The sequence below is a fragment of the Rhizobium sp. YS-1r genome, assembly GCF_000757525.1.
Classification (GTDB): domain Bacteria; phylum Pseudomonadota; class Alphaproteobacteria; order Rhizobiales; family Rhizobiaceae; genus Neorhizobium; species Neorhizobium petrolearium.
The window spans coordinates 209,379-231,151 of sequence record NZ_JPYQ01000001.1 but is presented as its reverse complement, the minus strand read 5'-3'; the positions used below and the strand labels follow the sequence as shown (position 1 = coordinate 231,151).

The window sequence follows — 21,773 nt, the reverse complement described above, 5'->3', positions numbered from 1 at the left end:
TTCTGTTTCCGCGGCGCCGGCTTTATGACGGTCAGATAGCCGCCTTCATGCCGGAGGGCCCGTGGCAAGTTCACCGATATGCTCACGGACCCATTTCACCTCTTCCGAGGCCGTGCGCCCGAAATATCGCCTGAAGTCGCGGCTGAACTGCGCAGGGCTGACATAGCCGACAGAGAGCGCCACCTGCGCAATCGTCTTCTCACCACGCGCCAGCATCAACCGCGCTTCATGCAGACGGATAGCCTTGACGTATTGCATCGGGCTGCTACCGGTGAGCGCCCTGAAATGTGCATGGTAGGAAGGTACGCTCATTGCGGCTTCTGCGGCGAGTGCCGGCACCGAGATTTCTGCATTATAGGTGTCGCGCAAGCGGACGAGGCTCTGCACAATCCTCCCCGAGGCACTGTCTTTTTCCAGAGCATTGAGCATCGCATCTCCCTGCGGGCCGGTCAGCACCCGGTAATGCAGTTCGCGCAGTATGCCTGCACCGACAATCGCGGTTTCCATGGGGTCGCAAAGTGCCGACAGCAGACGCAGGAGCACATCCTCCATGCAAGCGTCCATCCTGCTGGATACAAGTGCCCTCGCTCTTTTCAGTCCCGCGCTGAAGCCCCAGCCGGCAGCTGCCGAGGCCAGTTCAGCCGCGAGTTGCATGTCGAATTCGACATAGATCGCGAGCAGCGGCCGCTCAGTGGTCGCTACAGACTCCATGCGAAATGGCACCGGCACCGAAACTGCCAGATAGTGCTCCTCGTCATAGACCAGGACCTCGTCGTCGAGGATTCCCTGCTTGCGCCCCTGCAGCACGAAGACCGCCCCTGGCTTGTAGAGGACAGGGATGTCGCGCAGGACTGCCTCCGTCCTCAGCAGCCTCACCTCCCGGAGGCCAGTAGGGTTGTATCCCTGCTGCGGCGCAAGTCGGGAGGCGAGATCCAGCAGGGCTGCATGTGATGATTGTTTGCCGAGCGGGATCATAGGATTTGGCAAGATGTTCAGAGGATTTGCAGTCGAACTGCACAGTCGTGGATATTAATTGTCAAGAACTTCATTAATCAAGAAGAGAGTTCGCATGATGTCAAAAAAGACCTTCTTCATTACCGGCGCCAATTCCGGTTTCGGCCTCGCGATCGCTACGGCTGCCAGCACGGCTGGCCACGCCGTCATCGGCGCCGCTCGTTCAAATGCCGCGCGCACGAGCCTCGCCGAAAGCTTGCCTTCGCTAATTCCCGTCGAGTTGGATGTGACGGAGTTCGACAAGATATCCGGCGTGGTCGATCAGGTGGAGAAAGACCATGGACCGGTGGATGTTCTGATCAACAACGCCGGCTATGGTCACGAAGGTGTTCTCGAAGAATCGCCGCTCGAAGAGATGCGACGGCAGTTTGATGTCAATGCCTTCGGCGCTGTTGCGGTCGCCAAAGCCTTTCTGCCGAGATTCCGGGAAAGACGCCGCGGCTTCATAGTCAATGTAACCTCCATGGGCGGCATGATCACCATGCCCGGTATCGCCTACTACTGTGGCAGTAAATTCGCCCTACAGGGTATCTCTGAGGTCATGCGCTCGGAAATGGCGCAGTTTGGCGTCCATGTCACGGCGCTTTGCCCGGGCTCATTCCGCACGGACTGGGCCGGGCGCTCGATGGTCCGGACAGAACGTTCGATTGCGGAGTATGATAAGCTCTTCAATCCGATCCGCGAGGCACGTCAAGCCAAAAGCGGCAAACAACTCGGCGATCCCGGCAAGCTCGCAGAGGCCGTTCTGAGGCTGATCGAATCTGATGCACCGCCGCCGCAACTCCTGCTCGGCAGCGACGCCCTCGAGCTCGTATCTGAGAGAATACAGCGGCTTCAGAACGAAATCGATACCTGGAAGTCGATCACGATATCGACCGACGGCTGAAACGCTTCCTGTCGCCTAAGAACAAGTGCAGTTCAAGTGCCTGCGAGGCACATTCCAGCCTAAACGGCTCGCCTGATAGCGGCGGTTGCGCCGGCGCAAAACCAGTTAGCTCCGAGATGAACGCCCGATTCAGCCGCCATTCAGCGGTCCTGGCGCGAAATGTCTCCATCCAATAGGAGGCAGACATATGCGTATCATCATCATCACTGCTGTCATGATTGCAGGCTCCCTCATCGGGACGGCCACGAACGCGATGCCCATAGGACATGTGAGGGCGCCAGCGGCATCGCCTGTGGTCAGTGTCGATTGGGCATGTGGCCGTGGATATCACTTGAACCGCTGGGGCGAATGCAGGCCGAACCGTTGGCGCTCACAGCCACGTCGTCACTACGGATGGGATCGCCCGCGAGGCTGGCATCATGGTCACCATCCGCGTCGCCAGTGGCGGGAGCACAGCTGGCGGGAGCGGCATTGGCGCGACTGGAGGTAAGGCGGCGATGGGACAGGACGGGTGCCTGGCACAGATAGTCGATGCAGATATGGTCGACCACCAGAAGCCGAGGGCTCCCCTCGGCTTCCTGATTTCCTCCGTGGTTGCTGCTTTGAGAATCGTCCCATCGAGAAAGTCGAAAACAACAGACGCCAACCGAGAGTATTTCAACTCTGTTGCAAAAGCAGCATCAGGAGCCTGGGTCGGAGACCAGGAGCAGCGTCGCCTGAGCCAGCACCTGGCAGCCGGCAATGATATGCTCAGGTTCGACGTGTTCCGCCTCGTTGTGGCTCAAACCGTCGCGACACGGAACAAATATCATCGCCGACGGCGCGACGCGGTTGACGAACAAAGCGTCGTGAAAGGCGCCCGACAACATGTTCATGCTTTCGAGGCCTCTTTCGGCAGCGGCCCGTTCGACTACCTGCTGCAGGTCGGCGGCAAAGGTGCAGGGCGGCATATCGAAAGATCGCGAGATCGTAACCGTGCAGCGCTGGCGCTCTGCTTCCGTCGTGACGCTCGATGCTATCGAGCGTTCGAACTCGTCCAGCCGGGCCGGATCAGGATGCCGGATATCCACGGTGCAGCAAGCCTTGTCCGGAATCGCGTTCACCGAGCCGGGCTCGACCGAAATGCGGCCGATGGTGAAGCGAGCATCCGGGTCCGAAGGCATGATCGTCTCGTAGAGACCGGAAAGCGCGGTGGTCAGAGCGCGCAACGGATCGCACCGATAAGCCAATCCGGTGGTTCCGGCATGCGCCGTCTGACCGGTAATTTCGACGTTCAGCCAACGTGTGCCCTGGATCCCGGTCACCACCCCAATGGAAATGCCGCCCGCTTCCAGCGACGGTCCCTGTTCGATATGGACTTCGAGATAGGCATGGACGGGAAAGCCCAAAGGAAGCATCTGCGCCCGCGGCAGGCTTTCGATCGTCGCCTTCAATTCTCTAGCGAAGGCGGCGCCATCGGTCGCGAGCTTCTGCTGCCATTCCGCCGGTATCTCGCCGGCAGCGAAGGCCATGGACCCCATGCAGCCCGGCGCAAAACGGCAGCCCTCCTCATTGGTCCAGGCCACAACGACCACCGGGCGTTCCGTCTCGATGCCCGCATCCTCCAGACTTTCCAGCACCTCGAAAGCGGACAGCGTGCCGAGTGCGCCGTCAAAACGGCCGCCCGCCGGCTGGCTGTCGAGATGGCTGCCGATCAGCATCGGCGGGAGCGTTTCGTCTTGCCCGGCGCGGCGGATGAACAGGTTGGCCATGGGATCCTGGAAGACCGAAAAGCCCCGTGCCCACGCCAACTCGGCCAGCAGCCGGCGCGCCCGACGATCCTCTTCCGTCAGCGCCTGCCGGTTGACGCCGCCTTTCCGGGTGCCGCCGATCTCAGCGAAGGCCTGGAGCCTGGCGTTGAGGCGCCTGCCGTCGATTTCGATCATGGGTTCCTCCTGGATCAGAAATAGGGAGCGTCGTGGAAGGCAATCTCGAGCGCCTGCGCCCGGCCGAAGATACCGCTGAGGCGCGAGCGCTCATCCGGGCTCATCCTCTCGCCTGCATGATCGAGCTCCGCCTTCAGCCACCGCGCCTGCGCGGCAAAATCCTCATGGGCATGAAGATCCACCCATTCCTTCAGAAGCGGATCGCTGATCTGCTGAGAAGCCGCCTCCTTCGACCAGGTCCAGTACATCCATTCGGCGGCGAACATTGCCGCGACCGTGTCGAGATAGCCGCCGTCACGGGAGATCTCCAGCATGCCGTCGCGGAAGGTCGCGACCTCGGGAATGGACGTATCGAAGCCTTCAGGTTCGATGCCGCGCTCGGCAAAGGTCTTTTCGAAGTAAGCGATCTGCTGGTTGGCGAGCGCATCCAGCACGCCGACCAGCCAGCGCTTCTGGGTGATGGTCCTCGCCTTCGCGGCGGCGAAGGCAAAGATCGAGATCGCCGTGTCGACGAAGGCACCTTCAAAAACAAGGTAGCGGTCAAAGACGTCCTTCGGCAGGCGGTCGGCCTTGATGTCTTCGACGAAGCGATGGCCGATCATTGCGTCGAAGACGGCCTTGTTTTCTCTCAGGATCTGCTCGGACAGGGTTTCGGCCATTTCAGCTCTCCAGCGCCGGGCGGGCGGCTTCGACGAAGGCCTTGACGCGGGCCAGTTCCACGGGATTCCACCAGACGCCGCCTTCCTTCAGCGAGGACGCGACAATGACACCGTTCGTGCGCTTGAGAATCTCGACGATATTGTCCTTGGTGACGCCGGAGCCGACAAGCAGCGGCAGATGGGTTGCGGCCCCGATCGTCTCGATCTCCTCGATGGTCGCCGAATTGCCGGTACGCTGGCCGGTGGCGATCACCGCATCGGCGTCGAAGAAGGCGAGATCGCGGGTCAGTTCCTCGATCGTGCGATCGGCGGTGATCGCATGGGCGCCATGCTTCACATGGCTGTCCGCGAAAACCTTGATGTGTTCGGCGCGAAGGAGGGAGCGATAGCGCATTGCTTCCGCCGCCCGGCCTTCCATGAAGCCTTCGTTGGCGACATAGGCGTTGGCCCACTGGTTGACCCGGATAAATTTCGCACCACCCGCCATGGCGATGGCAAAGGCCGGGATCGGCGCGTTTGCCAGCACGTTGATGCCGATCGGGATGCCGGTCGCGCGGGCGATCCGGTCGGTGATGACCGACATGAAAGCAGACGTTTCCGGGCCGATATTTTCCGGCTTCGAGAAAGGAATGTCGCCATGGTTTTCGATGATCAGCCCATGCATTCCACCATCGATCAGTGCCTCGGCATCGCCCATCGCGGCGTCGTAGATCGTGTCCATTGCTGCCCCGCGGTAACGCGGCGCGCCGGGGAACGGCAGGCAATGGATCATTCCGATCAGCGCCTTGTCAGTACCGAATATTTCCCTTATGGCGCTCGAATTGTTATCCGATATCTGCTGCATTTTCATTCCTTTCCGAAGGCCAGTCATGCCTGCCAATATTCATGCCCCGATACGGGCCCATGTCATCGGTAACGTCGCCGTCGACGAAACCATATCCGTGTCGACCATGCCGGAAGCCGGCGCTTCCATCCTCGGTCGCGAGGAAACCCGCGACCTCGGCGGCAAGGGTGCGAACCAGGCCGTGGTCATGGCACGTGCTGGTCTTCCCACCACTCTCGTCGCAGCCGTGGGCGAGGATTTCCGCGCCCAGACCATCCGCGATCAGCTTGCGCCGGAACCGGTCGAGGCAAAGCTCGTTGCGCTTGCCGGCCGTTCCAGCGACTTCTCCATCATCTTCACCACCCCGGACGGCGAGAACGCCATCGTCACCACGACCGAATCCGCCGGCTCGCTGGCGCTCGAAGAGGCGATTGCCGCACTCGACACAGCCGCCGGTGGCCTTTTGGTCCTGCAGGGCAATCTCAGCGAGGCGACGACCCGTGGCCTGCTTCAGGAAGCCCGACGCCGCGCCCTCGTCACCGCCTTCAACCCCTCGCCGCTCCGGCCCTACTTCGCCGACCTCTGGCCTCTTGTCGACATCGCCTTCCTGAATCGTGGCGAGACCCACAGCCTCACCGGTCTCTCAGACCACGCCGCAACCGAGCGGCTGCTGCAATCCGGCGTGCGTCACGTCGTGCTGACACTCGGCGGCGACGGCGCCATGCTGGCCAGCCAAGGCCGGGAAATCGCCACCATCCCGGCCGTCGCCACCAACGTCATCGACACGACCGGAGCCGGCGATACCTTCATGGCGGTCGCGCTTGCCTCCGCGGCACTTCGCGGCGTCGAACTCGATACACGCGCCATCGGCCATGCCGCTGCTGCCTCCGCCCTCACCGTCAGCCGCCGCGGCACCCGATCGGCCTTCCCAACCAGCGACGAGTTGCGGGCGATCCTAGCCCGCTGACCCGTGTCGGAAGCCGCGGTCGCCTCAGCGATCCGCGCTCAGCCAGCCGAGAATGTTCTTCCAGAGGCGACCATAGCCTTCCCATTCGCAGAATGCCGGCGACAGCCAGTGCGGCCCGATATCGGAGGTCCAGGCGACGCTGCGTCCCTTGCCGAAACGTCCGGTGACGAGCAGCGGATGGCCGCCCTGGTCTTCCGGCAGGCGGGCGACGACGTCCACGTCGGCGCGATCGCGTACCTCAACCTCGTTGACGCCGAGCAACAGCGGCCAATCGCCCCTCATGCCGGCCACCGTCGGATGATCCGCATTGGTGATGACGGCGGTGGCCCCTTCCGGAATTTCGACGCGGTCGTCATAGGGAAGGCAGGTCACCGGCAGCACGTCTTCCACCGCCGTGCGTCGCCAGCGCGCCTTGCCGTCGATGCCCTGGAAGGAGAAATAGCCGCCGACCATCAGCAGGCCGCCGCCCTTCTCGACCCACGCCTTGATCAGCTTCAGGCGGTTCGGCACGGTCTTCGAATGCAGCCAGACCGCCGGTGGCAGCAGCAGCGAGTTGGCGCCGATGTCCGATAGGATGATCGCGTCGTAGGCGTCGAGACCGTCCATATCGAAAGGAAACTTCTCCACCGCCTCATGCGCCGGCATGTAGGTGAGTTCGTATTCGCTGCCTTCCAGCGCCTTCACCAGCGGCTCGGCACCAAGATGGAAGGTGACGCTGCCGAACTGGTCGAAGCCTTTGTAATGGGTGGCGGAGCTGACCCAGCTCTCGCCGACGAGGAGGACTTTCTTGGTCATGGTCTTTCCATTTCTGTCATCGTTTTGGCGGTGAGGCCTTGGCCTCGAACACCGATCTCGGATTGTCCCGCATGAGAATGTCGAGCTGCGCGTCAGCGACCCCGTGCCGCTTCAATCGTGGCAGGAAGTGCTTGAGGATGTAAGCGTATCCATTGCCGCCGTAGCGCGTCAGCATCATCTTCAGGAAGACGTCGTGGGAGAGCAGGATGCGGTCGATATGCCCGCGCTCGATCAGCTTGACGATGGCGCGCGCAGCCTCCTCGTCGCTCGGGCACTGCACCTGCTGATCGGCATAGAAGAAATCCATGCCGATCATGTCGTATTCGAGAAATGCGCCGCGCGCGGCGAGCTCGCCCTGATAGCCGAGGTCGTCATGGGACGGGTTCATGTGGCAGAGTACCGTGTGGCGAAGCTCCACCCCCTCTTCTTCCGCAATATCCAGCACCTTGTGACCGAGGCGGAACCAGCCGGGCAGGTGTACCATCAGCGGCAGCCCCGTACGGGTCTGAGCGCGCGCCGCCGCCCGCAGCGACTTCTCTTCCTCGTCGGTGAAATCCGACGACACGCCGATTTCGCCGATCAGCCCGACCTTGATGTCGGTGCCGTCGACGCCGACGGTTGCCTCCTGCACGATCTCGTCGGCGATCTGGTCGATCGTCATCTGCGCCACCCTGGCGGGATGCGAGGAGCCGAGATAGTAGCCGGCGCCCATCACGATATTGAGCCCCGAGGCCTCGGATATGCGCTTCAGGGCCTGCGGGTTCCGGCCGATCCCCTGGCAGGTGGGCTCAACCACCGTCCGTCCGCCGTGCCTGAGGAAATCCTTCAGCTCCGTGATGGCGAGCGGCTCGTCGTCCAGCGTGATATTGTGCTTGTTGACGAAGGGATCCTGGCGCAGTTCGCCAAGGATCTCGATGCAGACGAAGCTTTCGGCCAGGTACTGCCGCTCCGGCGTCTTGGGCGCATGCCACCAGCAGCGACAGTCGTTGAGGATGTGCTCATGCATAAGAGTGATGCCGAGATCGGAGACGGAGACCGGCCCCCTCACCGTCATCACCTTGCCCGAACGGATATGCGCTTCGGAACGTTCTTCCATCGTGGCACCCTCACGCCTTCCTTCCGCCGAGGCGGAAGTTGGTGGTGAAGATCTTCGTGTTGAGCCAGATCGCCACGAGGATGATCGCACCCGTCACGATCTGCGTGAAGAAGGGCGAGATGTGCATCAGGATCAGCCCGTTGCCGATGACGGCGATCGTAAGCGTACCAAGCACCGTTCCGAGAATGCTGCCGCGACCACCCATCAGCGACGTGCCGCCTAAAACCACGGCCGCGATGACCTGCAGTTCAAAACCGACCGCCGCATTGGACGAGCCGGAGCCCAGGCGCGCGGCGATCAGCAAGCCCGCCAGTGCACAAGCGATGCCCGACACCATGTAGACCGAAGCCACGATCCATTTCGCCGGCATGCCGACACGACGGGCCGCTTCGAGGTTCGAGCCGACGGCAACGACCTGCCGGCCGTATTTCGTATAGGCAATGATCACGTATCCGACAACGGCGACCAGGATGGCGATCAGCGCCGGCACGGGCATGCCCAGAAATTCACCCCGGCCGATCGCAAAGAAGCCGGGCACGTCCTTGATCGGGATCGAATAGCCCTGGGTCAGATAGAGCGCAAAGCCGCGCAGGATGGAAAGACCGGCAAGCGTCACGATGAAGGCCGGAATGCCCTGGTATGCGACGAACCATCCTTGCGCCATTCCGAGCAGGGCACCGAAGGCAAGCATGCCCACCGCCACGACAGGCCACGGATAGCCCATGGCGAGGATGATCGCGGCAACCGCATTGACCAGAGCCACCTGCGAACCGACCGACAGGTCGATGCCGCCGGTGATGATCACGAGGGTCATCGCCACCGCCACGACGAGGATCGGAGCGGCCTGGCGCAGCACGTTCAGGATGTTGCCAAGCGTCAGGAACGTGTCCGTGGTGACGGAGAAGAAGACGAGGCAGACGAGGAAGAACACGGCAATCGACAGGACCTGTGCGTGTTCGGAAAGGAAGTCTGCGACCGGAGAGCCGGCCGCGCGTTCGGTATAGGCGGTCAATGTTTCTGCCCTCCGACGATCAGTTGCACGAGATCCTGGAGGTCGGTCTTGCCGATGTCGCGTTCTGCCACCTTGGTGCCTTCGTACATGACGGCTATACGATCGCAGACGCGGAAAAGATCCTGCAGGCGATGGGTGATCAGGATGACCGAGACGCCCTTGGCCTTCACCCGGTTGATCAGGTTGAGCACGGCCTCCACCTCGGCGACGGCCAGGGCCGAAGTCGGCTCGTCCATGATGAGGACCTTGGGATTGAAGGAGGCCGCGCGGGCAATCGCAATCGCCTGGCGCTGGCCACCCGAGAGCTTCTCGACCTTGGCGCCGAGGCGCGGAATGCGGATTTCGAGTGCGTCGAGCATGGCACGCGCTTCGGTCATCATGCGGGAGCGGTCAAGGAAGGGACCTTTCGTCAGCTCTCGACCGAGGAAGAGATTGCCGACGACATCGACATGGTCGCAAAGACTCAAATCCTGGAACACCATTTCGATGTTGCGGTCGCGGGCGTCGGCCGGTCCGCTGAAGCGAACCTCCTGCCCCTCGATCGAGATGGATCCGTCATCCGGGATATAGGTGCCGGAGATGACCTTGGTGAGCGTCGACTTGCCGGCGGCATTGTCGCCCACGAGGCCAAGGCACTCGCCCGGGTAGATATCGAGGTCAACGCCGCGCAGCGCCTGGTGCGAACCGAATGTCTTGCGGATGCCCCTGAGCGAAACCCTGGGTTGGCGAACGGCACCCTCGCCGGACTGCCGGGAGAGGATATCTCCTCCCCCGGCTCCTGCGACAGCGGTTGGGAGCTGTCCTTCGGAGATCATTTGAAAACGGCCCGGTAAGGTTCGACGTTCTCCTTGGTGACGATGGTGATCGGCACGGAGATCGTCTTTTCGACACTGCCGCCGTCCGCGATCTTCTTCAGAGCGTCGACCGCTGCCGCGCCCATGGCGGCCGGATCCTGCTGGATCACGGCGGTCACATAGCCGGCATCGATGCCGGCGATCGCCTGCGCCGTGAGGTCCCAGCCGAAGATCTTGATGTCGGACTGCTTGCCCTGGCTTTCGACGGCGGCAATGGCACCCATCAGCGCCGGTTCGCCCGTGGCGTAGACGGCCGTCATGTCCGGGTTGCCGGTGATCAGGTTCTCGGCAGCGGCGAGAGCGTTGTCCTGGATGTTCTGGCCGTCGACGACACCGGCCGTCTCCACGCCTTCGACGCCCTTGACGGTCTTTTCAAAACCTTCCTGGCGCACATTCTGGATGAAGGAATTCAGCGCGCCGACGACGCCGTACTTCACCTTGCCGCCCATGTCGCTCTTCACGTAATCGAGGAAGAATTTGCCCATATCGGCACCGGCCTTGGCGTTGTCTACGCCGATCTGCGCCTTCTGTGGGCCTTCCGGCAGGATGGCGTCGATGGCGACGACCGGAATGCCGGCGGCAGCGGCCTGCTGCACCGCAGGCATGATGCCGTTGACGTCGATCGCAACGACCGCAAGGCCGTCGACCTTTTGCTGGATGTAGGTTTCGATCGCGCTGTTTTGAGCAGCCGGATCATTGTTGGCGTTGAAGATCACAAGCTTGGCGCCGGCGGCATCCGCTGCCTTCTGTGCGCCTTCGTTCATCTGGTTGAAGAATAGCGCCTGCTGGTTGATCTGGACAAGAGCGAAGGTCTTTTCGGCGGCCTGGGCCATGGAGCCGAGCGAAATGCCGGCCAAGGCGGTCGCTGCCAGGGCGGTGGTCAACATTCTGCGTGTCAGAATAGTCATGTGTTCATCCTCTGTTTGGTTCAGGGTCGTTGCTGTTATGATTTCGACGGCGGCGCAACGGAGTTCCGCACGACGATTTCGACCGGCAGAAGCTCTTCGGAGGCCAGGCTTTCCGGCTCCTGCCAGTTTGTTTCCAGAAGCAGCGCCAGAGCGCGTTCGCCAAGCGCCCGGACGGGCTGGCGTATCGCGGTCAGCGGTGGAGCAAAAAGGTGCAGCGGCCCGACGTCGTCGAAACCGACGACCGAGACTTCATGGGGGATCGAGACGCCCTGGGCACGCAGGACCTCAATGAGGCCGATCGCAATCTCGTCGGAGCTGGCGAAGATTGCCGTCGCCGGCATGCTTTCATCGAGGAAGCGGCGTGCGGCTTCGCGGCCGAATTCCACGGTGTAGCTGCCCTCGTAGCGTATCACCTCAAACGGCTCTCCCCGCTCCTTGAGCGCACGCTCGAGACCCTGTGAGCGACGACGGGTGCTGATCATCTCCCGAGGGCCGCCGGCATAGATGACGCGCCGATGCCCGTGATCGGCGAGATGCCGTCCCGCGAGATAACCGCCATGGTCATTGTCGGAGAACAGCTTCGGCACCACGGCATCCGGCACGTCTTCGTCGACGATAACGACCTTGCCTGTCTGGTTGATCAGCGAAGCCAGTTCGCCATTGTCGGGGTGGTTCGTTATGAAGAGAAGACCATCGACATGGTTCCGGCCGAGCGCAGTCACGTAGGAGATTTCGCGGCCGGGGCGGTTGAGGGTCGCATACAGCGACAGCGCGAGGCCGCGCTTGTCGGCCTCCTCCTCGACCGCCGAAACGAGGGTCGCGAAGAAGGGGTTTGCGATGTCCGGAACGACGAGACCGATCGTATCCGAGCGGCCGCGACTCAGCCTGCGAGCGTGCGGATTAGGTTCGTACTTGAGGTCCCGAATGGCCTTCTCAATGCGCAATTTTGTTTCCGAGGGAAGCTCGAGCGAGCCGTTCAGAAGCCGGGAGACAGTCGTCACCGATACTCCCGCCGCTTCGGCGACATCTTTCAGGCTTGTTGCTCGCTTGGGAGACATCGGAAACCGTTATCCTGCCAATTTTGTAAAGCGCTTTACTAAACCGCTTTACAATGCATCCTGTTTCAAAGCTGTCAAGCGTTGTTCAAGTCCTTTGTGGAACGATGCTCGATGCTGAGGATGATTTCTCTCTTCTGGCGGCGGCGTAGGCTCCGGGCTTGCCGGCGATCATGAACCGGGCGGACGACCAGAATGCCCTCAACCATCCGCAGGCTGAGCGCGAAGCTGATCGACGCCGATAAGGAGCAAGTTCTTCATCATGGAGAAACCTTTCCTGTTTGCCGGATCAGTCCAGATCGTCGCGGATGCACGCCTTGAAATGCCCTTTCGCCCCTTCCCGGAGCGGCGGCACGACGCTCGCACAGGCCTCGATCGCGACCGGACAACGCGTGCGAAAAACGCAGCCGCTGGGAGGGTTCGCAGGGCTTGGAATATCGCCCTTGAGGATTTGCCGGGTGGTGTGCCTTGAAGGATCGGGCGACGGAACGGCCGAAAGCAGGGCGCGCGTGTAAGGATGTTGCGGACTGGCGTAAAGCGCCCGGCTCGGCGCCATTTCCATGATCCGCCCGAGATAGAGCACGATCACGGTATCGGCGACGTATTCAACCACGGCAAGGTCATGCGCGATGAACAGCATGGTAAGGCCGAGCCGCATCTGCAGGTCACGCAGCAGGTTGACGATCTGCGCCTGGATGGAAACATCGAGCGCCGATACGGGCTCGTCGGCGACGATCAGGTCGGGCGCGAGCGTCAGCGCCCGCGCAATACCGATGCGCTGCCGCTGGCCGCCGGAAAATTCGTGCGGATAGCGGGAAATCGCATCAGGCGGCAGGTCTACCGACGCGAGCGCCTCAGTGGCCTTCGCGGCCCGCTCCGACTTGCTGCCGATCCGCTGAATATCGAGCCCTTCCATGAGAATTTCACCAATCGTCATTCGTGGCGAAAGGCTGGCGAAGGGATCCTGAAAAATGTACTGCACGCGCGCATGCAGGCGGCGGAGCTCGCGACGCGTCAGGCTTGCCGTCTCGACCCCATCAAAACGGATGCTTCCGGAAGTGGGCTCGATCAGTTGCGCGACCATGCGGCCGATCGTCGTCTTGCCGCTGCCGGATTCACCGACAAGGCCGACGACCTCACCGCGTCTGATCCTGAAGGAGACGTCCTGAACAGCGCGGACGATCGGCCCGCGCGCAAATGCCACCGGAGCAAAATCCCTGCCGAGCCCGCTGACCTCAAGGAAAAATTCGTGTGACATCGGTCAGATCTCCTGCCAACGGATGCAGCGGCTGAGCTGGCTCTCACCGGCATCGGCGAGCTTCGGATAGGCTTCGGAGCAGGCCTCTATCCGATAAGGGCAGCGTGGAGCGAACGGACAGCCCTGCGGCAGGTTCATCAGGCTCGGAACCGATCCCGCGATTGTCGGCAGCGGCGTTCCCGCTTCCTTGAGAAGCGTCGCCGTTCCAAGCCGCGGCACCGAGCGCATCAGCCCCTTGGTGTAAGGGTGGCGTGGATGGGAGAAGACGCGCGCCACGCTGCCGGTCTCGACCAGCGAACCGGCGTACATGACCGCCACGCGATCGGCGATCTCGGCGACGACCCCGAGATTATGGGTCACGAACAGCATGCCCATGCCGCGTTCCTTTTGGAGCTGGCCGAGCAGGTCGAGGATCTGCGCCTGGATGGTGACGTCAAGAGCCGTTGTCGGCTCGTCGGCGATCAAAAGCGTCGGATTGCAGGCGAGCGCCATGGCAATGGTCGCGCGCTGCCGCATGCCGCCCGACAGCTCATGCGGATACTGCCGGGCACGCCGCCGCGGATCGGGAATGCCGACATCCTCCAGTCGCTGGATGGCATCCGCCAAGGCTTCCCGGTGGGACTTGCCGAGATGGATGCGGATCGGTTCGGCAATCTGTTCGCCGATCGTATAGACCGGATTGAGGCTGGTCAGCGGCTCCTGAAACACCATGCCGATATCGTTGCCGCGCACACGGCGCAGCGCCTCGCCGCCGAGGCTTTGCAGTTCGACGAATTCTCCCGACTTCCGCCTGAGCTGAACCTTTCCCGCCGCGATGCGGCCGACACCACGCGGCAGCAGCCCCATGATCGAGAGGCTCGTTACCGACTTTCCCGAGCCGGACTCACCGACCAGCGCGACGGTTTCTCCCGTCGCGACAGTGAGACTGAGATCGCGGACGGCGGCAATCTCGCGGTCGCCGATGCGGAATACTGTCGTTAGTCCGGAGATTTCGAGGATCGGCTCTGCACTCATCATCAATCCAGAAGGCCTGTTTGACGCAGGATGCCATCGATGATGGCCGCCTCTTCGTCGTTGAGGGATCGCTGCGGACGGGCCATGATGTTGGTGTCGATGATCCCGAGCCTGCGCATGGCGGTCTTGAAGGCGCCTACTCCGGCTGAACCCGCACTCGTCCGCGGCAGGCTGACCCACACCATCTCGAAAAGCCGGCAAAGCCGCTCCTGTTCCCGGCGTGCCGCAACGAAATCACCCGCCTGGCAGAGGTTCCACAGGCGCACATAGCCGTGCGGATCGACGTTGCCGAGGCCGGGCACGATGCCATGCGCTCCCATGTTCACGACGCTGTCGGCGACGATCTCCGATCCGGTCATGACGAAGAAATCCGCCAGATCGGCGGTGTCCGCCATCACAAAGCGAAGATTGCCGTCATCGCCGCTCGAATCCTTGACGCCGACGATCGTCCCCTCGCGTGCCAGCGTGACGGTGGTGCGACGTTCGAGTTTTGTGTGGACACAGACGGGGATATCGTAAGCGATCACCGGCAGGTCGACCGCCTCCCTTATGTAACGGAAGTGATCGATGGTCTCGGATTGATTGGTACGCGCATAGAACGGAGCCGTAACGACAATTGCGTCGGCGCCTGCGGACTGTGCCGTCTTTGCATGGGCAATGACGCGCTCCGTTGTGGGATCGATCACGCCGACCAGGATCGGCACGCGGCCGCGCACCTGTTCGACCGCATGTTCGATGATGCGCCGCCGCACGGCTTCATCGTGAAAGACAACCTCGCTGGTCGAGCCAAGCACGAACAGGCCATGCACCCCGCCCTCGAGCAAGTGGTCTATGACACGTGTGAATGAAGGACGGTCCACTTCGAAAGCCGCGGTGAGCGGGGTGACGACGGGTGGGATGACGCCGGTAAAGAGAGGCATTTCTAACCTTTCACTTGAGTTCGGAGCGCGGGTCGAAGGCATCCCGAAGCCCGTCGCCCACGAAGTTGATGGCGAGAACGGTCACGACGAGCGCTCCGCCGGGAAACATCCATTGCCACGGATAATTTTCGAGTACGTGCGTGGCGCGGGCGGCGTTCAGCATGTTGCCCCAACTCGCTTCCGGAGGCGTGACGCCGAGGCCAAGGAAGGAAAGGCCCGCCTCCAGCAGGATCCCGCTCGCCACCTGCAAAGTGGCATAAACGACGAGGATATCGATCGTATTGGGCAGGCCATGGCGGATCAGCAGGTGCCAAAGGCCGGCGCCCATGCCGCGCGACGCCACGACGAAGTCGCGCTCGCGCAATTCCAGCAGCCGGGCCCGTACCATGCGCGAAAGGACCGGCCAGGATAGCAGCGAGATCACGAAGATCGTCGGGACAATGCCGCTGCCCACGATCGAGGCGAGTACCAGCAGGAAAATGACCGGCGGCAAGGTCATGGCGAGGTCCACGAACCGCATCGTGGCGCCGTCGACGAAACGCCCTGCAAAGCCGGCCAAGGCCCCTATGAAAAAGCCGATGAAGGTGGAGATCACCATCGAGACGGTCGCGACCAGCAGCGAGGTCCGCCCGCCCTGCAGCAGCCGCGCCATGATATCCCGGCCCACGCCGTCGCTTCCGAGCCAGTGTGCCGATGACGGCCCCCGGTTCATTGCCAAGAGATCGATGTCATTGGGCTTGTAGGGCCACCAGAAATCATAGGTGAGCGTGAGCAGAAGGATCGGAACGAGAATGACCAGGCCTGCGACGGCCGCACCGTTCTCGAAAAACCGGGACAGGGCGCGCCGGATGGGACCTGCCGAGCGGGTATGTGTCAAGCTCGCCATCTCATGCCACCTTGATGCGCGGATCGACAGCGGCATAGGCGATGTCGGTCAGCAGGTTGACGAGAATGACGCAGGCTCCGGTGAGCAGCGTCGCGCACATGATCACGGGATAATCGCGCCGGACCACGGCGTTGATCATCAGGAGGCCCATGCCCGGCCAGTCGAACACGCTTTCGATGAAGATCGCGCCGCCGATGGCGATGCCGATCGTCGATCCGATCAGCGTGATCACCGGCAGAAGTGCGTTGCGGACCGCATGCTTGACGATGACCCAGAATTCGCGGACGCCCTTGGCGCGAGCCGTGCGCACATAATCCTGCGACAGCACTTCGAGCAGGGAAGAGCGCATGTATCGCATGATCAGCGCGCCATGGCCGATCGACAGCAGGGTGGCGGGCAGAATGAGATGGGCCAGCAGATCGCCGACCGAGAAAGGCGCGCCAGGAGTCAGCATGCCGCCGGCCGGCACCCACCGCAGAACGACCGCAAATACGTAGAGCCCGAGCAGGGCGGTCAGGAAAGCCGGACTCGAAATTCCGACGAAGGCCGCCGTCGAGAGCGAGAGGTCAGCCAGTTTGTTGCGCCGGACCGCAGCAAAGATGCCGGTTGCGATTCCGACGATGACCGCGATCGCGAGCCCGCTGAACATCAGAAGGATCGTCGGGCCGATGCGGCTGAGGACGAGCGGCAGCACCGCTTGGCCGTTGTACTGGGTGGAATAGCCGAAATCGCCCGTCAAAGCCGCCCCGAGCCAGGCGAAATACTGCACCGGCAAGGGCTGGTCGAGGCCGAGGCGCGTACGAAGTATCTGGAGATCGGATGTCGACATGGGGACCGACGGATTGACATACGCATCGATCGGGTCACCGGGAGTGAGCCGCAGCAATGTGAAGATGAGAACCGTCAAGGCCAGCAGCATCAACAGGCCGACAGCAGTACGGCGGAGAATGTATTGCAGCATGTTTCACCAACAGGGTCCGCAGGAGATGCGGACGGGTTTTGAACGCCGTCCGCATCTGGGTTCACGGGCTCATCACGGAGCGATATCCCACTTCTCGGGGTGGGAGACGAAGGGGCCGCCGGCCGGAGCGGGCGTCCAGAAGAAGTCCTTGAGCTTGCTCGACACGACCCCATAGCGGCTCGCAACCCACATCGCCCCCCAGGGAAGCCCGGCATTCATTTCCTTGCAGACCTGCTGCCACTTGGCGTCCGCTTTTGCCGGATCGGTTTCCGCCATCGCCGTGTTCAATGCCTCGGTAAGCGCAGGCATTTCGACGCGCATGATATTGTTGCCCGATGGAGGTATCTGGGCGGCGTTCAACCCGATATTGAGCGATGCCGGATTGGGCCCGTTCTGCAGCCCGGCATAAATCATCGGAAAGTCCTGCCACTTTTCGCTGCGCACGATGCCGTTATAGCTCGGGACATCGAGCGCCCGCGGTACGACATTGATACCGACCTGCGCCAGCATGGCCTGGACCGCAGCCATGACATTGGCGACCTGCGGTGTGTTGTAATAGGTCAGCCACGGAATCGGCTTGTCGCCGTTGATCTTGTCCCAGCCCGCTTCCGCCAGCAGGTCCTTTGCCTTCTGGGGATCGTAGGCATAGCCGGTCAGGTCCTTCGGAAGGAGCTGCGGCGCGACATAGCCGCAATTGGCGAGCTTGGCTGCACCGCCGAAAAGGCTGGAGACGATCGCATTCCGGTCGATGGCATACATGACAGCCTGCCGCACGCGAACATCGTCCCAGATTTTGGCCCGGTGGTTGAAACCGATATAGTTGACCACATAGGAATCGCCTTCGATGACCCGAAAACTGTCGTTGCCGCTGAAGGTCTTGGCATCATCCGGTTCGGCGAAGGTGAACTGAATCTCCCCCGCTCTCAGCGCCGCGACAGCCGCGGCAGGATTGGCGAAATAGCGGTTGATCAGGCGATCCGCCTTCGGCTTGCCTCCCCGATAACCCTCGTAGGCGGCCATTTCGACATACTGATCGCTGACGTATTTCACGAATTTGAACGGACCCGTTCCGACCGGCTTGGTCGACCACCATTGGCTCTTGGCGACTTCCTTGAGAGGCACTGACGATAGCGTGTGTTGCGGCAGCATCATGACCTGCGACAGCACGGACAGAAACGCCGAGTTCGGCTTGCTGAGCTTGACAACCGCCGTGCGTTCATCCGGTGTCTCGACCGATGCAATGCCGGCAAGCCGCGCCGCAAAGATGCTGCCGCTCTCGGCGTTCCTGGCGAGTTCCAGGGTGAACTTGACGTCGGCCGAGGTGAAAGGCTTGCCGTCATGCCATTTCGTATCGACGAGCTTGAACGTGTAGGTCAGGTTGTCCTGACCGACGGCGAATTCCGAAGCCAGTGCGCCGGTGAGCTTCGACAAGTCCGACGTATAGATGACCAGCGGCTCGAAATAGGTGTTCAGCCATGTAAAGCCAGCGGTGGCGGTCAGCGGGTTGAAATTGCCCTGGAAGCCGCCCGGCCCCACGTCGAAACCACCGACAATGGTCTTGCCCGCTTGTGCCATGGCCGGCACAGGCATCACTGCGGTAATCGTTGAAAAAAGCAAGGCTCCCGCCGCCAGAAGGCGGCCGAAATTCCGTCGATTCATGTTCTCCTCCTCTTGTGTATTTCGTTTATTGCGGAACCGGCTCGACCTCCTCTGGCCGGTTCTTCGCAATGACTCTCCCGATCCCTGAATAGTGGTCGCTCAGGCGCTTCCGGGCGCCCCCGATATCCCTTGCCGCAATGGCTTCGACGATCTCATGGTGATCGCGCCAGGTCGCCAGAGGCGTAGGGCTTGCCAGGTTCGCAAAGCCCGAGGCCTTGTAGAAAGCGGACCAGAAGATATCGATCAGCGTGCTCAGCATCTTGTTGTTCTGGCAGCGGAACAGGAGCTGATGGAATTGCTGATCCTCTTCGGCGAAACTCTCGCCACGTTCGGCACGCTGGCGCATGCGGTCAGTAAGACGCCGAAGCTCGGCGACGTCGTCCTCACGGATCATCTGTATGGTCTTGTCGATGAGGCCGGTTTCCAGCACGCGGCGGATTTCCAGCAGCTCCTCCACATCGCGCAACGACGCCTGCAGCCCGTAGGCGAGATTATCCAGCAGCGGCGCAAACGAGAATTCCTTGACAAAAACGCCAATGCCGCGCCGCGTCTCAAGGATACCGACCGATTCCAGCGCCTTGATTGCCTCGCGCACGGAGTTGCGCCCGACGCCCAGCTGTTGCGCCAGGAAGGTTTCCGGCGGCAAAGCCGCGCCTGCCGTAAGGTTGTTGTCCTCGATATAGCTGCGCAGGCTTTCCTGCACGCTGACATGCAGAAGTGGCGGGCGCTCCAGCGGCTTTATCGGCTTGGCCAAGAAGGACTCCTTTAGCGATCCGGCTTCCCAGTACGGTTGAGGTATATCGACTTGTAGGATATCTTGCAAGTCTATAAATGAAATTGGCAGAGAAGGCCGGCTTGCCGCCGGCGGTGGCGCAGATTGGGGAGCGGCCTCAGGTGCATGCCGAAACAGGGAGGCGGGGGTGGCCCTCACAAAATTCGAACGGCGAGATGGGGGCTGGGGGCGTATTCGAGGAAACTGGGCGACGCCATTGCTGCCGATCAATGAAAACGACTCGATCGATTTCGCGCGTCTTGCCTCTGAAATCGATCGACTGATTGCCGCCAAAGTGGACGGCATTTACTCCAACGGCACCGCCGGTGAATTCCACAATCAGACGGAGGCGGAGTTCGACGCTATCCAGCGGCTGCTGGCTGATCGCTGCAGCGATGCGGGAATGCCCTTCGTGATCGGCGCCTGCCAGCCCGATTCCCGGATATCCCTGGAACGCGTGCGCCGTGCAGCGGACATGAGACCGGAGGCAATTCAGGTGATCCTTCCGGACTGGTGGCCCGTGACGACAGCGGAAGCTTCCGATTTCCTGACGATGGCCGCCGAGGCCGCCGGCTCGGTGCCGCTGGTTCTCTATCAGCCGCCGCATGCCAAGCGCGTCTTTGCCCCCGCCGAACTGGCCACCCTTCTCAAACCGGTCCCACAGGTAATCGGCGTGAAACTTGGAGACGAGGATTCCTCGTGGTACGAACAGGCACGCCGACATCTCGATACATGGGGAATCTATGTCCCCGGGCATCACCTCGCGACAGGCGTCGAACAGGGTGTTGCGGTCGGAGCTTTCTCGAACGTTGCCTGCCTTAGCCCATCCGGCGCACAGCAATGGACCTCGTCCATGGCCGACGACCTCAATCAGGCGCTCAATATAGAGCGGCGGCTGCGCGCCTTCCTGGAGGACCACATTGCGCCCTTCGCAGGGATGCATGGCTATTCCAATGCAGCACTGGACAAGCTGCTGGCCGCGATCGGGGGATGGGCGGATGTCGGCACCCGGCTGCGCCGGCCGTATCGCTGGATCGACCCTGCGGTCGTTCCCGACCTGCGGGAAAAAGCCAAAGCCGCCCTTCCAGAAATCATGCTGTGATCCTGAGGTAAGTACCGTGACACCGCCCAACATTCTGATGATCATGACCGACCAGCAGCGCCGAGACACGCTCGGCATCTACGGCTGCGACTGGATTCCGACACCTCACCTCGACCGACTGGGCGAAGCTGGAGCGGTATTCGAGCACTGCACGGTCGACAATCCGATCTGCACGCCTTCACGGGCCAGCATCTTCACCGGCAAACCCGTGCCGGGCCACGCGGTGCAGCGGGTGCATGACAACCTGCCGCCGGACGAGGTGCTGTTCACCGAACGGCTTCGACAGGAGGCCGGCTATCGGACTGCGCTTTTCGGCAAGCTGCATGTCAGCAGCCGTGTCCAGGAAGAACATCAACGGCATCCGCATGACGGTTTCGATATTTACGAATGGTGTCTGGAACCGTCTGTCTCGATTCAGAGCCCTTTCAACGGTTATGCGGCCTGGCTTCGCGAGACGGCGCCCGACTTCCTCGCCGCCCTTCGGAGTAACGGCCGGAAGGAACTTCATCACCCCGAAGCCCTGCACATGAGCAAATGGGCGGCTGACCGAACCATATCCTTTGTCCAGTCGATGAAGGAGGAAGAGCAGCCCTTCTTCTGTCTAATGAGCCTGTTCGACCCGCATGATCCCTATGAGGATTACCCCCTCGCATTCAGGAATTGCATAGATGCCGCGAAGATTCCGGACCCCGTCGTTTCGCGTACGACGCAACCCGAATGCGTTCGTCGGGAACAGCAGGGTTCCTATCTCGGACGTTTCGCAGACTTCTCTCCGGAGGAGATACGCAAGATCCGTCTTGGTTATGCCGCCTCCATTGCCTTCCTCGATGTGCAGGTCGGCCGTGTTTTGACGGCATTGGACGACGCAGGCCTTGCCCAAGACACGTTGGTCATCTTCCTATCCGACCACGGCGACCAGCTTGGCGATCACGGGCTTTTCATCAAGGGCGTTGCACTCTACGAGCCTACCACCGGAGTGCCGCTCATGCTGCGTTGGCCCGGCCACCTCACTGCCGGCACCCGATGCACCGCGCTCGCGCAAGGCCGCGACGTGGCGGCCACATGTCTCGCAGCGGCAGGCCTCGATACGCGATCCTGCCTTGAGAGCGAGGATCTGGTGGCCATGGCATTGCGGAATGCAGCCTGGCGCAGCAGTGCGATCTGCGCCTACCGCAATTCCGGCGTGAACGACAGCGGTAGTTTCTGG

The 21,773-nt window shown here is 61.8% G+C and carries 21 protein-coding genes; 4 read left to right on the top strand and 17 right to left on the bottom strand.

Features of this window, described 5'->3' with window-relative positions; translation table 11 throughout:
* Positions 1 to 45: 45 nt before the first annotated feature.
* Positions 46 to 975: an AraC family transcriptional regulator gene (locus JL39_RS01085; protein WP_037145351.1), complete on the bottom strand. Its 930-nt coding sequence runs from the start codon at positions 973 to 975 to the stop codon at positions 46 to 48.
* Between the two features lie 97 nt (positions 976 to 1,072).
* On the opposite strand from JL39_RS01085, the gene JL39_RS01080 reads away from it, so the two are divergent.
* On the top strand, positions 1,073 to 1,900 hold the full coding sequence (locus tag JL39_RS01080; protein WP_037145996.1) for an oxidoreductase: 828 nt from the start codon (positions 1,073 to 1,075) through the stop codon (positions 1,898 to 1,900).
* Between the two features lie 680 nt (positions 1,901 to 2,580).
* On the opposite strand, the gene JL39_RS01075 is transcribed toward JL39_RS01080, so the two are convergent.
* Genes JL39_RS01075 through JL39_RS01065 form a run of 3 tightly spaced genes read right to left on the bottom strand, consistent with a single transcriptional unit; the run spans position 2,581 to position 5,328 of the window.
* On the bottom strand, positions 2,581 to 3,825 hold the full coding sequence (locus JL39_RS01075) for a Zn-dependent hydrolase (RefSeq protein WP_037145349.1): 1,245 nt from the start codon (positions 3,823 to 3,825) through the stop codon (positions 2,581 to 2,583).
* A gap of 14 nt (positions 3,826 to 3,839) precedes the next feature.
* Positions 3,840 to 4,484 (bottom strand): TenA family protein, encoded by a 645-nt coding sequence (locus JL39_RS01070; protein WP_037145347.1) that lies wholly within the window; start codon positions 4,482 to 4,484, stop codon positions 3,840 to 3,842.
* A gap of 1 nt (position 4,485) precedes the next feature.
* Positions 4,486 to 5,328: a BtpA/SgcQ family protein gene (locus JL39_RS01065; protein ID WP_037145993.1), complete on the bottom strand. Its 843-nt coding sequence runs from the start codon at positions 5,326 to 5,328 to the stop codon at positions 4,486 to 4,488.
* A gap of 49 nt (positions 5,329 to 5,377) precedes the next feature.
* On the opposite strand from JL39_RS01065, the gene JL39_RS01060 reads away from it, so the two are divergent.
* The gene (locus tag JL39_RS01060; protein WP_200883904.1) at positions 5,378 to 6,274 is read left to right on the top strand and encodes a PfkB family carbohydrate kinase; all 897 of its coding nucleotides are present in this window, start codon (positions 5,378 to 5,380) and stop codon (positions 6,272 to 6,274) included.
* 24 nt (positions 6,275 to 6,298) lie between these two features.
* On the opposite strand, the gene JL39_RS01055 is transcribed toward JL39_RS01060, so the two are convergent.
* From JL39_RS01055 to JL39_RS00995, 13 genes are all read right to left on the bottom strand, one after another.
* Positions 6,299 to 7,069, bottom strand: coding sequence for a glutamine amidotransferase (locus JL39_RS01055; protein ID WP_037145344.1), 771 nt, complete (start codon positions 7,067 to 7,069; stop codon positions 6,299 to 6,301).
* Between the two features lie 16 nt (positions 7,070 to 7,085).
* A complete protein-coding gene (locus JL39_RS01050; RefSeq protein ID WP_037145342.1) occupies positions 7,086 to 8,165 on the bottom strand; it encodes a phosphotriesterase in 1,080 nt (359 codons plus the stop codon).
* A 10-nt stretch (positions 8,166 to 8,175) separates the two neighbouring features.
* Positions 8,176 to 9,177, bottom strand: coding sequence for an ABC transporter permease (locus JL39_RS01045; RefSeq protein WP_037145340.1), 1,002 nt, complete (start codon positions 9,175 to 9,177; stop codon positions 8,176 to 8,178).
* On the bottom strand, positions 9,174 to 9,992 hold the full coding sequence (locus JL39_RS01040) for an ATP-binding cassette domain-containing protein (RefSeq protein ID WP_037145339.1): 819 nt from the start codon (positions 9,990 to 9,992) through the stop codon (positions 9,174 to 9,176). Before JL39_RS01040 ends, JL39_RS01045 begins: the two co-directional genes overlap by 4 nt.
* Positions 9,989 to 10,939, bottom strand: coding sequence for a substrate-binding domain-containing protein (locus JL39_RS01035; RefSeq protein ID WP_037145337.1), 951 nt, complete (start codon positions 10,937 to 10,939; stop codon positions 9,989 to 9,991). The genes JL39_RS01040 and JL39_RS01035 overlap by 4 nt, the downstream gene beginning before the upstream one ends.
* 35 nt (positions 10,940 to 10,974) lie before the next feature.
* Positions 10,975 to 11,997, bottom strand: coding sequence for a LacI family DNA-binding transcriptional regulator (locus JL39_RS01030; protein WP_037145335.1), 1,023 nt, complete (start codon positions 11,995 to 11,997; stop codon positions 10,975 to 10,977).
* 286 nt (positions 11,998 to 12,283) lie between these two features.
* Entirely contained in the window at positions 12,284 to 13,252 is a 969-nt protein-coding gene (locus tag JL39_RS01025; protein WP_037145333.1) for an ABC transporter ATP-binding protein, read from the bottom strand.
* 3 nt (positions 13,253 to 13,255) lie between these two features.
* The gene (locus tag JL39_RS01020; RefSeq protein ID WP_037145331.1) at positions 13,256 to 14,266 is read right to left on the bottom strand and encodes an ABC transporter ATP-binding protein; all 1,011 of its coding nucleotides are present in this window, start codon (positions 14,264 to 14,266) and stop codon (positions 13,256 to 13,258) included.
* 2 nt (positions 14,267 to 14,268) lie between these two features.
* Positions 14,269 to 15,186, bottom strand: a complete 918-nt coding sequence (locus JL39_RS01015; protein ID WP_037145329.1) for a dihydrodipicolinate synthase family protein — start codon at positions 15,184 to 15,186, stop codon at positions 14,269 to 14,271.
* A 10-nt stretch (positions 15,187 to 15,196) separates the two neighbouring features.
* Positions 15,197 to 16,108, bottom strand: coding sequence for an ABC transporter permease (locus tag JL39_RS01010; RefSeq protein WP_200883900.1), 912 nt, complete (start codon positions 16,106 to 16,108; stop codon positions 15,197 to 15,199).
* Positions 16,074 to 17,033, bottom strand: a complete 960-nt coding sequence (locus JL39_RS01005; RefSeq protein WP_037145326.1) for an ABC transporter permease — start codon at positions 17,031 to 17,033, stop codon at positions 16,074 to 16,076. Before JL39_RS01005 ends, JL39_RS01010 begins: the two co-directional genes overlap by 35 nt.
* Positions 17,034 to 17,105: 72 nt before the next feature.
* Positions 17,106 to 18,692 (bottom strand): ABC transporter substrate-binding protein, encoded by a 1,587-nt coding sequence (locus tag JL39_RS01000; protein WP_037145325.1) that lies wholly within the window; start codon positions 18,690 to 18,692, stop codon positions 17,106 to 17,108.
* Positions 18,693 to 18,717: 25 nt separating this feature from the next.
* Positions 18,718 to 19,446, bottom strand: coding sequence for a FadR/GntR family transcriptional regulator (locus JL39_RS00995; protein WP_037145323.1), 729 nt, complete (start codon positions 19,444 to 19,446; stop codon positions 18,718 to 18,720).
* A 166-nt stretch (positions 19,447 to 19,612) separates the two neighbouring features.
* Here JL39_RS00995 and JL39_RS00990 point away from each other — a divergent pair, with 166 nt between their 5' ends.
* Both JL39_RS00990 and JL39_RS00985 read left to right on the top strand, forming a co-directional pair.
* Complete coding sequence (locus tag JL39_RS00990) at positions 19,613 to 20,566, top strand: dihydrodipicolinate synthase family protein (protein ID WP_244446807.1); 954 nt, start codon at positions 19,613 to 19,615, stop codon at positions 20,564 to 20,566.
* Positions 20,567 to 20,582: 16 nt separating this feature from the next.
* The coding region (locus JL39_RS00985) for a sulfatase-like hydrolase/transferase (RefSeq protein WP_200883899.1) at positions 20,583 to 21,773 on the top strand (1,191 nt) is incomplete at its 3' end.